Genomic DNA, 11,121 nt, shown 5'->3' with positions numbered 1-11,121 from the left:
GCTACGTCGCCCGCGGGGCTGTTCAAGAGGACATACGTGGATGTGAGGGCACCGAGACGGGCCGTTATGGCGCAGGCGGAGCGCTGGGCACGGCGACACCCGCGTTACGGAAGCGCGCAAGCGCGGCATGGGCGTCGAGCGCCTGGCCCGAATAGGCTTGGAAATACCGGTCGCCGCGCGCAAAAAGCCCCCCGAACCGGCTACGGCGGTCGCGGAAACCCTGGTCCTCGGCGGCCAGCGTGGCGCGGATATCCGGGTCAACGCCGTTACGCGTGGCATAGGTCACGAGTGCGGAATCACCCGCAGGGATGCCGCCGACCATAGTCGCGCCCGGGTTGCCGCCCAGCGCGATCACCGCATCGGCCGCAGGATCGGGATCGGTGCGGTTAGCCACCCCGGTCGTGGGTGCGGGCAGTCTCGACAGGTTCTCGGGAATCTCCAGTGGGGCGGAGGGATTAATGGCGAATTCATCCGGCCCGTCGCCGCCCGCATCAAGGTTGCGCAGACCCCCGCCGCCGCCACAGGCGGCCAAGGCTGTCAGCGCCAGAATGGCAATGATCGTCCTAGCCATCGTTGTCGTTCCCTAATCACCCTTTGCCGGGATGTTGTAACGCAGCCCGCTGCCCGCGTCACGCGCTCTTGTTGTCAGGTCCGAAAAGCACCAGCCCGACGGCCCCGGCAAAGATCGCGATATCGGCCACATTGAAGGCGTAGGGATTGCTGATCCCGCAACAGGACATGTTCAGAAAATCCGCCACCGCGCCATAAAGCACCCGGTCCAGCGCGTTACCGATCGCGCCGCCCACAAGAAGCCCCGCACCGATCATGGCCCGGCGCCCGGGTTTTTCCCGATTCACCCACCACACCACGAAAAGCGACACCGCCAGGGCGATCCCCACCAGCACCCAGCGCAGGTCCAGCCCGCCAAAAAGGCCGAAGTTGATGCCCCGGTTCCAGGCCATGGTCAGCACAAGGTAAGGGTCAGCCACCTCGACCCGGGGCGGATAGGGCAGCCGGGCCGTGTCGCCGGTGACCTGCCCCCAACCCAGTCCGAAGATGCCGAACAGGACCAGCGCCTTGATGGCCTGGTCGACCAGGAAGGTCAGCACGGCGGTGATACCCAGTAGGCGCATATCGGTCCCCTGCCCTAATGCCGGAAGTGGCGCATGCCGGTGAAGACCATCGCGAGGCCGGCGTCGTCGGCAGCGGCGATGACCTCGTCATCACGCATGGACCCACCGGGCTGGATCACGGTTGTGGCGCCTGCGGCGACGGCCTCCATCAATCCATCGGCAAAGGGAAAAAAGGCATCCGAGGCCACGGCCGATCCTTTTGTGAGCGGCTCCGGCAGACCCAGTGCCTCGGCCATGCGCTCAGCCTTCTTCGCCGCGATCAGTGCGCTGTCAAGGCGGCTCATCTGGCCCGCACCGATCCCCACGGTGGCGCCATCCTTGGCGTAGACGATGGCGTTGGACTTGACGTGCTTGGCGACCGTCCAGGCAAAGCGCAGGTCCGTCAACTCGCTATTGGTGGGCGCGCGCCTTGTCGCGGTCTTCAGGTCGCCCTCGGGCAGATGGCCGTTGTCGCGGTCCTGCACCAACAGGCCGCCCGCGACCTGCCTGAAGGCCAAACTCCCCGATTTGGGATCGGGCAGGCCACCGGTCGTCAGCAGGCGCAGGTTTGTCTTGGCGGCGAAAACGGCCCGGGCGGCCTCGGTCGCACCGGGGGCGATTACAACCTCTGTAAAGATGCCGGTGATCGCCTTCGCGGTCTGCTCGTCCAGATCCATGTTCAGCGCCACTATCCCGCCAAAGGCACTGGTCCGGTCGCAATCAAAGGCCTTCCGGTACGCCTCGGACAGGGTCGCGCCGCGCGCCACGCCGCAGGGATTGGCATGCTTGATTATGGCACAGACGGGTCCGTCACCGGGGGCGAATTCCGCCACCAGTTCGAACGCGGCGTCGGTGTCGTTGATGTTGTTGTAGGACAGGGCCTTGCCCTGGTGTTGCACCGCCGTGGCCACCCCGGGGCGGCCTGAGCCGTCGGTGTAGAACGCGGCGCTCTGATGCGGGTTCTCGCCATAGCGCATGGTCTGGGCCAGTTCACCGGCAAAGGCACGGCGGCGCGGCGTGTCCTGCCCGATCGCGTCCGCCATCCAGGTGCTGACCGCCGCATCATAGGCGGCCGTGCGGGCATAGGCGGCCTGGGCGAAACGCTGACGAAAGGCATAGGAGGTCCGGCCATCATTGGCCTCCAGTTCGGCCAGCAGGGCGTCGTAGTCCTCGACATCCACCACTGTGGTGACGAAGGCATGGTTCTTTGCCGCCGCGCGGATCATGGCGGGGCCGCCGATGTCGATGTTCTCGACCATCTCGTCATGGCCGGCACCGCGCGCCAGCGCCGCCTCGAACGGGTAGAGATTGACCACCAGCAGGTCGATCCCGCCGATGCCGTGTTCGTCCATTGCCGTCAGGTGGGCGTCATCGTCGCGCAACGCCAGCAACCCGCCATGCACCATCGGGTGCAGCGTCTTGACCCGGCCGTCCATCATTTCCGGAAAGCCCGTCACCTCGGCGACGTCCCGCACCGCGAGCCCGGCCTCGCGCAGTGCCCGGGCCGAGCCGCCAGTGGACAGGAGTTCCACGCCGCGCCCTGCCAATGCGCGGCCCAGATCGACCAGGCCGGTCTTGTCGGAAACGGAAAGCAGCGCGCGGCGCACTGGATGCAGGTCGGTCATCGAAAAGGCCCCCCTGGGCAGGTCTAGTCAGTTCCGTCGGCAAAGGTGCCTGGCAGGCGGTCTTCAAGGTCACGCACGGCCAGCGGCGTGTCCTGCGCCTTTGCCAGCGACCAACGCACGCGCGTCGAATAGGACATTGCGCGCCCGGATAAAACCACCTGTTGTGTCACGCGCGGACGCAACCGCCCGTATTCCAGGTAGACCGAGGGCTTGAGATCCAGCGTCTCGGCCCCGTCTTGCCGAAAAACCCAGATCTCGCCCGATTTCAGCGTCAGCGAAACCGCCGCCCCGCCCAGGTCGATCTCGGCCTCTACCTCGGGATGCAGGTGGAAATGCAGCAGCCAGGGAATGCCCTGCAGGCTGTTGCGGTCCAGCGCAGCATCGAAGGCGGGCTGGTCGCGGTCCGCCAGGATCGTAAGCAGGTCCTCGCCCGCCAGACCACGACCGCCATGGTCAAGATCGAGGGTGCGCACATGGGTCAGACCGTGACTGCGGCGATAGCCGTCATGTGCCGCTGCCAGCCGCAAACCGTCGGACAGCCCTGTGAATTCCGAGCGCACATCGCCCGGGGTGTCATCCAGAGGCTCGATGCCATCGCGCGCGGTCTGGCTGATCCGGGACGAGGAATAGCCCTCGAGCACGAGGGTCGAATGAGAGGGCGTGGCACGCCCGGCCCGGCGCCACTCGGGCCCGAAGCTGCGCCCCGAACCGCAGTTGACGATGATCGGCCGTCGTCCCGAGGTCAGCTCGAAGGCCAGCGTCGCGGCATGGGCGTCAAGCGAGGCCATCCCGTCGGGCGGGCTGGCCGCGTCCGTCACCACGGTCGTCCGGCCACCGGCAAGTCGCCCATAGCCCATGTAGAGGCGCCGCTCCGGCAGGTCGCGGTTGCCCGAGGCGACAAGGGCCTGGTCCAGCCAACCCTCCAGCCCACGGCCGCCGCCGTGGAACCGCGCCAGCCCACCATCGGCATGGCGCAGCGCACGCAGAGTGGGTGCGATCCGCGCAATGGCCGACAACAGGGTTTCGGGTGCGGCCCGGTCGGCCCCTGCCAATGCCGATCTCACCCAGGTGAGCAGCGACAGGATGTGCAGCAATTCCTCGGGATTGCGCGACGGGATACTCCCGTCGGGTCCGATCTGCACCTTGCAATCATGCGCCAGCGCCGCCACCGCGGGGCCGACACGGGCCTCCATTCCCTGCAGCGAAAGCCCCGCGTGGATCAACCCGGCCAACGCCTCGAAGCGCGGCAGACCGGGGCGCGCGGCCCTCCACCGTCGCGACAGGAATATCGTCTGCCGCGCGGCGGATCGGTAATAGGCGTCTGCGGCCGCCTTGTCCTGTCCGCGCAGCAGGAACAGCCCGTGGGTGATCCATCGGACAAGACGCCGCCCGGCCACGTCAGGCGTCCAGCCGGGACCGGCGCCCTTGCCGAAGCGCTCGATCCATTCGGCGAGCCAGCCCTGCGCGGTGGCCCGCGCCCTTGCGTCGCCCACGGCGGCCAGGTCGTCGAGCCAGGTGAACCCCTGCACCAGTTCCGGCCCATGCGCGACCTGGTCGGCGGCCTCCCAGATCGAGCGGCCCTTGGCCTCAACCAGTTCACCATGAATCAGGAAATTGCCCGCCAGAAACTGTCGCCCGCGCGCGAAATGGCCGATCACCTTGGGCTCGGGAGAGGAAACGAAGCCCGTTGCGGGCCGCGCCCGCGCGGCCAGACGGGCGTGTAGCCTGTCCATGCGCGTGACATGGCCCGAACGGGGTCTGGGGGTCCTGCTGGCCAATCCTGCTGCCTCGAAAACCGGGTGCGTTCCGCATCTCTTGTTGCCCCGGCTTATACAGGCTGGTGCGGATCAAGTCACGCAGGCTTTCGCAGAAGGGCCATGTAGAAGCCATCCATCCCGCCCCGATCCGCCCAGTGATCGGGGCGCAGGCGAAGGCCGCCCGGCTCACTGTGCCAGGTCGCGTCCATTCCCGGCGGATCGGCCGCCTCGACGCGCAATTCCGGGTGACGCGCGAGCGCCGCTTCCACCTGCACCTCGCCCTCGTCGGGCAACAGGCTGCAGGTGCAAAAGGCCAGCCGTCCGCCGGGCTTGAGCAGGGCCAGCGCCCGGTCGATCAGCGCCGCTTGAAGCTGAAAAAGTTTCTGGAAATCCGACCCGTCCCGTGCATGGGGCAGGTCAGGGTGGCGGCGGATCGTGCCCGTCGCCGAACAGGGCGCGTCCAGCAGGATCGCGTCAAAGGGCGCGGCCTCGTAGGTCAGGGCATCGGCGACGACCAGATCCGCGCTCAGACCAGCGCGTTTCAGGTTCTGGCGCACACGTCCCATGCGCCCATCGGAGATGTCCAGCGCCGTAACCTCGGCGCCGGTCGCGGCCAGCTGCAGGGTCTTGCCGCCCGGCGCGGCGCAAAGGTCCAGCACCCGCTCGCCCGGCTGCGCGGCCAACATGCGCGCGGGCAGCGCGGCGGCAGCATCCTGAACCCACCAATCGCCCGCCTCATACCCCGGCAATCCAGAGACCTGCCGGCCCTTGGCCAGCCGCACGGTGCCCGTGGGCAGAACCGTGCCGCCAACGGCCTCGGCCACGGCCTGGGGATCGGTCTTGGCGGTCAGGTCCAGCGGCGCCCCAGCGAAATGCGCCCGCTCGATTTCCGCCACGACCTGCGGCCCATAGGCCGCTTTCAACGGCTCGCGCAGCCACTTCGGCAGGCGTGGCACCGCCAGCTTGTCCCAGCCCCCTGGCAGGTCGGCGGCCACCTTGCGCAGGACGGCATTGACCAGCCCCTTCATGCCAGCGGTGCGCTTGTTCATTCCGACCATCGCAACGGCGGCGTTGACCACGCCATGCGCGGCCTCGCCCCCGGCCAGCTCGATCGTGGACAGGCGCAAGATGTTGCGCACGTGCAACGGTGGGGTCTTTTGCAGGAACCGTGCCAACATCCGATCGGCCCGCGGCAGGCCGCGCAGGGTCTGGGTGGCCAGGCGCTGTGCGCGGGCGCGACCCTCGGGATCCAGGTGATCCAGCGCGCCCTCGGACAGCAGCTCGGACATCGGGCGCTGTTCCCCCGTCACCTGGTCGAGCAAATGCAGCGCCGCGCGGCGCGGCGCCAGTCCTTGCTGTGACGTGTCCCGAGACATGGCGCCCCCTTGGCCGACGGATTGCTGCGGCCTATATCAGGCGCGTCAGCCTTACAAGGACATGAAGATGAGCGAGACCCCGAAGGACCTGCCCGACGCCGCCAAACGCGCCCTGGCCGAGGCCGCCGAGCGCCGAAAGGCCGCCGCACCCGAGGATCTTCCAGTCGAACTTGGAGGCCGGGACGGGCCTGAACCCGTCCGCTACGGCGACTGGGAAAAGAAAGGCATCGCCTACGACTTTTGATCCTATCGCAGGCTGAAGGTGGCCTGTCGCCCCGCGCCCTGATCGACGGTAAAGCGGATGCGCTCACCGTTGCGATGCTCCACAAGTTGGCAGTTGTAGGAAATCTCGGTGCCTGACCAGTCGATCTCGCGACAAAAGTAGCCGTCATGCCACGCCCACGTGCCGGTCAGGTCCCAACCTGCAGCCGACCCGGAGATCGTGCCTTCCTCGCCAACATGCAGGCTGACGCCGAAAAGTCCAAGACGCAATTCCTTGTCGGCGACAAGATCCAGAAACCGGCCCTTGTCATCCACCCTTTCGAAGGCCGCAACGGTGCCTCCGGAAACGCACAGTATAAAAGCAAAGAAAATTCCACGCATGACGAGACCTCCGCATTTGATGTCTCTGCCAGAATACGCGGGGCGCAGCGTGATGGATCAGTCGGTCAGGCCAAGCACGTCGATCATGTCGAATTCGCCGGGCTTTTGGCCCTGCCCCCAGAGCGCGGCGCGTAGTGCGCCCTTGGCAAAGAGGCGCCTATCGCTGGCGACATGGCGCAGGATGATCCGCTCGCCCGGACCGGCGAAAAGCACGTCGTGTTCCCCCACGATGTCGCCGCCGCGAATCGCCGAAAACCCGATGTCGCCCCGCTCGCGGGCCCCCGTGATTCCGTCGCGCCCCCGGTCGGAAACCTCGGACAGATCGCGGCCACGTCCCTCGGCGGCGGCTTCACCCAACATCAACGCGGTGCCCGAGGGCGCGTCCACCTTGCGGTTGTGATGCGCCTCTATCACCTCGATGTCGAAATCCTCGTCCAGGGCGGCCGCGACGCGCTTGGTCAACTGGACAAGCAGGTTGACGCCAAGCGACATGTTCCCCGCCCGGACGATCACCGCATGGCGCGCGGCGATCTTCAACTTGTCCAGGTCATCGTCCGACAGCCCCGTGGTACCGATCACGTGCACGGCACGGGCCTGCGCCGCCAGTTCGGCGAATTCCACTGTCGCGGCGGGCGCGGAAAAATCAATGACCGCCTGGGCCACGGCAAAGGCCGCGACAGGGTCGTCGCTGACCGTCACCCCCAGCGGCCGCCCACCCATGGCGGCACCTATATCCTGGCCGATCCAGTCGTGGCCGGGCCGTTCAAGTGCGCCGACCAACTGGCAGACTTCGGAAGAGACGACGGTCTCGATCAGCATCCTGCCCATGCGGCCGGACGCGCCAGTGATCACGATTCCCGGTGTGTCAGTCATCTGTGCTGTCCTTCCGTCATGTTTGCGCCCGGCGGCAGCCGCTGCGCTTGGCATCCCGTCGCGGACCCCTTACATGGACGGCATGGCAAAGAACAAGTTCCAAGGCAATTCCGGACCCTCGCAGCGCCAGCTGCGCGTCGGCGAACTGATCCGCCGGACCCTGTCGGACGTGCTGATGCGGGGCGAGTTGCATGACCCCGACCTGTCGCGCATGTCGATCACCGTGGGCGAGGTCCGGGTCAGCCCCGATCTGCGTATCGCCACCGCCTTTGTCCTGCCCCTCGGCGGCGATGGCGCAGAGGAGGCCGTGCAGCGCCTGGCGCGTCACCAGGGCGAGTTGCGCCACTTCCTGGGCAAGCAGATAAAGCTCAAGCATGTGCCCGAGCTGCGTTTCCGCGTGGATGACACCTTCGAACGCATGGACCGCACCCGCGAGATCTTCGCCGACGAGAAGGTGCGGCAGGATCTCGACGATTGATGCGCGGGTTTCTGGCGCTGCTGGTGCTCTGGGCGGCCCCCGCCGGGGCGGTGGACTGCACCGGGATCACTCACCTGGACCAGGCCTTCACCATCTGCGAGGTGGACCCCGACCGCGAGGGCTTGCGCCTGTTCCTGCGCGATGACGCGGGTGATATCCTGGGAAGTTTTTCCGCTGTCGAACAGCACGCAGACCGCCCGCTTGCCTTTGCGATGAACGCTGGCATGTATCACGAGGATCGCAGCCCGGTCGGCCACTACATCGAGAACGACCGCGAGGAAATGCACGTGATCGCCAGCGATGGTCCGGGCAACTTCGGCCTGCTGCCCAATGGCATCTTCTGCATCACGGACGACAGCGCCCGCGTGATCGAGACCCGCGCTTACCTTGCGGACCGCCCCGGCTGCCGCCACGCCACCCAGTCGGGGCCAATGCTGGTGCTGGACGGCGTGCTGCATCCGCGCCTGATCCCCGGCGGCACGTCGCGCTACATCCGCAACGGCGTCGGTACCAGCGCCAGCGGCGACCGCGCGGTCTTTGCCATCTCCGAGGCACCGGTCAATTTCCACGACTTCGCAACGCTCTTCCGCGACCGGCTGGGGCTCGCGGATGCCCTCTATTTCGACGGCAAGGTGAGCCGCCTGCACGCCCCGCAGTTGGGGCGCAGCGATTTCGGCTGGACGCTCGGACCCATCGTCGGCGTCCTCGCTCCGGTTGACGGCGACGGCGGCGCGGACTAACCCACGCGCTCTCGACTGGATCGGAGACTTGCCATGGGGCGCAAACGCAAGGGCCGCGACATTTCCGGCTGGCTGGTGGTCGACAAACCCGCCGGGATCACCTCGACGTCGGTGGTCAACAAGGTGCGCTGGGCCTTTGGCGCGAAGAAGGCCGGGCACGCGGGCACGCTGGACCCTGCGGCGACCGGCGTCCTGGCCGTGGCCCTGGGCGAGGCGACGAAAACGGTTCCCTATGTCACCGATGCGCTCAAGGCCTATACCTTCACCGTGCGGCTGGGTCAGGCCACGAACACCGACGACGCCGAGGGCGAGGTGATCGCGACCAGTGATGCCCGCCCGGATGACGACGCGATCAAACAGGCGCTGGGCTGCCTCGTAGGCGAGATCATGCAGGTCCCGCCCGCCTACTCCGCCGTCAAGATCGACGGGCAGCGCGCCTACAAGCGCGCGCGGGACGGCGAGGACTTCGAGATCTCGGCGCGTCCGCTCTGGGTCGAGGAACTGCTTCTGATCGACCGGCCCGATGCCGATCACGCCGTGCTGGAAATGACTTGTGGCAAGGGCGGCTATGTCCGCGCCATCGCGCGCGACCTCGGCAAGGCGCTGGGCTGCCTGGGCCATGTCACCGAGCTGCGCCGGACCTGGTCAGGACCCTTCACCGCCGAAGAAGGGGTTGCCATCTCCCTTCTTGACGAAAAAGCGAAGTCATCCGAGCTGGACCACTACCTGCGGCCGCTCGAAGACGGGCTCGATGACCTGCCCCGCGTCCATTGCCCCGAAGCCAGCATCGCCCGCCTGCGCAACGGCAACCCAGCCATGGTCATCGGCGACGTGGATTACGGCGACGAATGCTGGGCCGCTCATGGCCAAGAGGCGATTGCGGTTGGTGTGTTCAAGGCCGGGGAATTGCACCCGAGCCGGGTTTTCGTACGCGGCTGACGGATGTTGCGGGACGGCGGGCGGGGCGCATTTGCCGGGCTGGTCCGGCAAACAGCGGCGTCCGGCGACCCACCCTTCCCTTCCACGCCTCATCGGGGCAGAACAGTGGCCATGATCACCCGCACATATACCAAGGGCGACGCGCCCTCGACCGCGATCTATTCCGACTGCGAACGTTATCGCTATGCGCTGACGCGGGTCTGGAATCCGAGCGGAGAGAAGGTGCTCTTCGTCATGCTGAACCCCTCGACGGCGACCGAGGTTCAGAACGACCCAACCGTCGAACGCTGTGAGCGTCGCGCCCGCACGCTGGGCTTCGGCGGCTTCCGCGTGACAAATATCTTCGCCTGGCGCGACACCGACCCACGGAAGATGCGCGGCGCGCCAGATCCCGTGGGTCCCGAGAACGACCAGGCCATTCGCGCGGGCGCGGACTGGGCCGACCGGGTCATCTGCGCCTGGGGCAGCCATGGCGCCCACCTTGACCGCGGAGCACGGGTCGAGGCATTGCTGCGAGCCACCGGCGCGCCGCTTCTTCACCTGGGCCTCACGAAGCACGGTCATCCACGGCACCCATTGTATATTTCCTACAGCCGGATCCCCGAACCCTGGGATTAGCCCTGGGGATTAACCCTCTGTTCACTTTGCACACCGCTGGTTGCCGAAAAATGCTACAAGACTCTCGAAGATTGTGACGCGACCTTGCAATGCCGGGCCGTCAGGTTCGTAGAAATTAGTTTTTTGAAGGGGTCTGAGTATGTTTCCTTTACTTGGTCTCGTGGGGATCGCGCTGGCAGGGTCGGCCATTGTCGACATGCCGTGGCAGGACAACACTGACGAGAGTCCCGATCCGGACGAGGCGCCCGAATTGGAGGATGAGGCCGCCGATACCCTGGTCTCGCTGATCGAGGGTGGCGAAGGCGCGGATGAGCTTTATGGCGGCGAAGAGACCGACGTTATCGCGGGCCTTGAAGGCGACGACTACATAGATGGGCGCGAAGGCGATGACATGATCGAGGGCGGGCCGGGCGCGGATTCGCTGCACGGCCACGACGGCGTCGACCGCCTGTCGGGTGGCGACGGTGCAGACACGCTCTTTGGCTACGTTGGCGATGACTGGCTGGATGGCGGTGACGGCGGTGACGCGCTGATCGGCGGCGCGGGACAAGATGTTCTGCACGGCCGCGATGGCGCCGATTCCCTGCTGGGCGGTTTCGACGATGACACGCTGACCGGTGGCGGGGGCGAGGACGTTCTGCATGGCGGCGACGGTGACGATCTTGTCGATGGTGCCGCCAACGAGGCGATCGCTGCGCGCGACTACGTCAACGGTGGCGCCGGAAACGATCACGTGACCGGAGGCGATGGGGATGTCCTTGATGGCGGCAGCGGCTCTGACACCTTCACCGTATTGGGCGGGGATGTGACGGTCATGGATTACAATCCGACGGAAGACAGCCTGATCCTGCACACGAGCGGGCCCGGTACGACGCTGTCCAGCGCCGTGACGGACCAGGGTGTCGTCGTCCTGGCCGACGGCGAACCGCTTGCCCTCCTGCGGGGACTGGGCACGATCGACCTGGACAGCATCACGGTTCAGCCCGCACAGCCCTGAAGG

13 protein-coding genes are annotated in these 11,121 nt (G+C 66.8%); 6 read left to right on the top strand and 7 right to left on the bottom strand.

What is annotated here, in order from left to right:
• Window positions 1-64: 64 nt before the first annotated feature.
• From VJ897_RS05120 to VJ897_RS05100, 5 genes are all read right to left on the bottom strand, one after another.
• Window positions 65-571 (bottom strand): DUF3035 domain-containing protein, encoded by a 507-nt coding sequence (locus VJ897_RS05120; RefSeq protein WP_324053859.1) that lies wholly within the window; start codon window positions 569-571, stop codon window positions 65-67.
• A gap of 58 nt (window positions 572-629) precedes the next feature.
• On the bottom strand, window positions 630-1,133 hold the full coding sequence (locus VJ897_RS05115) for a signal peptidase II (RefSeq protein ID WP_324053858.1): 504 nt from the start codon (window positions 1,131-1,133) through the stop codon (window positions 630-632).
• A gap of 14 nt (window positions 1,134-1,147) precedes the next feature.
• Window positions 1,148-2,737, bottom strand: coding sequence for a bifunctional phosphoribosylaminoimidazolecarboxamide formyltransferase/IMP cyclohydrolase (gene purH / locus VJ897_RS05110; protein WP_324053856.1), 1,590 nt, complete (start codon window positions 2,735-2,737; stop codon window positions 1,148-1,150).
• Window positions 2,738-2,760: 23 nt separating this feature from the next.
• Window positions 2,761-4,470, bottom strand: a complete 1,710-nt coding sequence (locus VJ897_RS05105; protein WP_324053854.1) for a heparinase II/III family protein — start codon at window positions 4,468-4,470, stop codon at window positions 2,761-2,763.
• A 119-nt stretch (window positions 4,471-4,589) separates the two neighbouring features.
• Complete coding sequence (locus VJ897_RS05100) at window positions 4,590-5,870, bottom strand: RsmB/NOP family class I SAM-dependent RNA methyltransferase (RefSeq protein ID WP_324053852.1); 1,281 nt, start codon at window positions 5,868-5,870, stop codon at window positions 4,590-4,592.
• A 67-nt stretch (window positions 5,871-5,937) separates the two neighbouring features.
• Here VJ897_RS05100 and VJ897_RS05095 point away from each other — a divergent pair, with 67 nt between their 5' ends.
• Window positions 5,938-6,114 carry a DUF1674 domain-containing protein gene (locus tag VJ897_RS05095; RefSeq protein ID WP_324053851.1) on the top strand — a complete coding sequence of 59 codons (177 nt, stop codon included), beginning with the start codon at window positions 5,938-5,940 and terminating at the stop codon, window positions 6,112-6,114.
• 2 nt (window positions 6,115-6,116) lie between these two features.
• Here the strand turns inward: VJ897_RS05095 and VJ897_RS05090 are convergent, their stop codons facing one another.
• Both VJ897_RS05090 and dapB read right to left on the bottom strand, forming a co-directional pair.
• Window positions 6,117-6,473 (bottom strand): dihydrodipicolinate reductase, encoded by a 357-nt coding sequence (locus tag VJ897_RS05090; protein ID WP_324053849.1) that lies wholly within the window; start codon window positions 6,471-6,473, stop codon window positions 6,117-6,119.
• A 57-nt stretch (window positions 6,474-6,530) separates the two neighbouring features.
• The gene (dapB, locus tag VJ897_RS05085; protein ID WP_324053847.1) at window positions 6,531-7,346 is read right to left on the bottom strand and encodes a 4-hydroxy-tetrahydrodipicolinate reductase; all 816 of its coding nucleotides are present in this window, start codon (window positions 7,344-7,346) and stop codon (window positions 6,531-6,533) included.
• Window positions 7,347-7,428: 82 nt separating this feature from the next.
• Between dapB and rbfA the strand changes: the two genes are divergently transcribed.
• From rbfA to VJ897_RS05060, 5 genes are all read left to right on the top strand, one after another.
• Entirely contained in the window at window positions 7,429-7,824 is a 396-nt protein-coding gene (gene rbfA, locus VJ897_RS05080; protein WP_324053845.1) for a 30S ribosome-binding factor RbfA, read from the top strand.
• On the top strand, window positions 7,824-8,564 hold the full coding sequence (locus VJ897_RS05075; RefSeq protein WP_324053844.1) for a phosphodiester glycosidase family protein: 741 nt from the start codon (window positions 7,824-7,826) through the stop codon (window positions 8,562-8,564). Before rbfA ends, VJ897_RS05075 begins: the two co-directional genes overlap by 1 nt.
• A gap of 33 nt (window positions 8,565-8,597) precedes the next feature.
• On the top strand, window positions 8,598-9,503 hold the full coding sequence (gene truB / locus VJ897_RS05070) for a tRNA pseudouridine(55) synthase TruB (RefSeq protein WP_324053842.1): 906 nt from the start codon (window positions 8,598-8,600) through the stop codon (window positions 9,501-9,503).
• A gap of 111 nt (window positions 9,504-9,614) precedes the next feature.
• Complete coding sequence (locus VJ897_RS05065) at window positions 9,615-10,121, top strand: DUF1643 domain-containing protein (RefSeq protein ID WP_324053840.1); 507 nt, start codon at window positions 9,615-9,617, stop codon at window positions 10,119-10,121.
• A 139-nt stretch (window positions 10,122-10,260) separates the two neighbouring features.
• A complete protein-coding gene (locus VJ897_RS05060; RefSeq protein WP_324053838.1) occupies window positions 10,261-11,118 on the top strand; it encodes a calcium-binding protein in 858 nt (285 codons plus the stop codon).
• Window positions 11,119-11,121 lie beyond the last annotated feature (3 nt).

The sequence above is a fragment of the Salibaculum sp. genome (genome assembly GCF_035270045.1).
In the GTDB taxonomy this organism is placed as follows: Bacteria; Pseudomonadota; Alphaproteobacteria; order Rhodobacterales; family Rhodobacteraceae; genus Salibaculum.
The sequence above is the reverse complement of the archived record's forward strand: the minus strand, read 5'-3'. Positions and strand labels throughout refer to the sequence as shown.

What these genes read in the sequence shown, in the direction of transcription:
- VJ897_RS05120 (WP_324053859.1), bottom strand. Translation starts at nt 571, where the DNA reads ATGGCTAGGACGATCATTGCCATTCTGGCGCTGACAGCCTTGGCCGCC.
- VJ897_RS05115 (WP_324053858.1), bottom strand. Translation starts at nt 1,133, where the DNA reads ATGCGCCTACTGGGTATCACCGCCGTGCTGACCTTCCTGGTCGACCAG.
- purH (WP_324053856.1), bottom strand. Translation starts at nt 2,737, where the DNA reads ATGACCGACCTGCATCCAGTGCGCCGCGCGCTGCTTTCCGTTTCCGAC.
- VJ897_RS05105 (WP_324053854.1), bottom strand. Translation starts at nt 4,470, where the DNA reads ATGGACAGGCTACACGCCCGTCTGGCCGCGCGGGCGCGGCCCGCAACG.
- VJ897_RS05100 (WP_324053852.1), bottom strand. Translation starts at nt 5,870, where the DNA reads ATGTCTCGGGACACGTCACAGCAAGGACTGGCGCCGCGCCGCGCGGCG.
- VJ897_RS05095 (WP_324053851.1), top strand. Translation starts at nt 5,938, where the DNA reads ATGAGCGAGACCCCGAAGGACCTGCCCGACGCCGCCAAACGCGCCCTG.
- VJ897_RS05090 (WP_324053849.1), bottom strand. Translation starts at nt 6,473, where the DNA reads ATGCGTGGAATTTTCTTTGCTTTTATACTGTGCGTTTCCGGAGGCACC.
- dapB (WP_324053847.1), bottom strand. Translation starts at nt 7,346, where the DNA reads ATGACTGACACACCGGGAATCGTGATCACTGGCGCGTCCGGCCGCATG.
- rbfA (WP_324053845.1), top strand. Translation starts at nt 7,429, where the DNA reads ATGGCAAAGAACAAGTTCCAAGGCAATTCCGGACCCTCGCAGCGCCAG.
- VJ897_RS05075 (WP_324053844.1), top strand. Translation starts at nt 7,824, where the DNA reads ATGCGCGGGTTTCTGGCGCTGCTGGTGCTCTGGGCGGCCCCCGCCGGG.
- truB (WP_324053842.1), top strand. Translation starts at nt 8,598, where the DNA reads ATGGGGCGCAAACGCAAGGGCCGCGACATTTCCGGCTGGCTGGTGGTC.
- VJ897_RS05065 (WP_324053840.1), top strand. Translation starts at nt 9,615, where the DNA reads ATGATCACCCGCACATATACCAAGGGCGACGCGCCCTCGACCGCGATC.
- VJ897_RS05060 (WP_324053838.1), top strand. Translation starts at nt 10,261, where the DNA reads ATGTTTCCTTTACTTGGTCTCGTGGGGATCGCGCTGGCAGGGTCGGCC.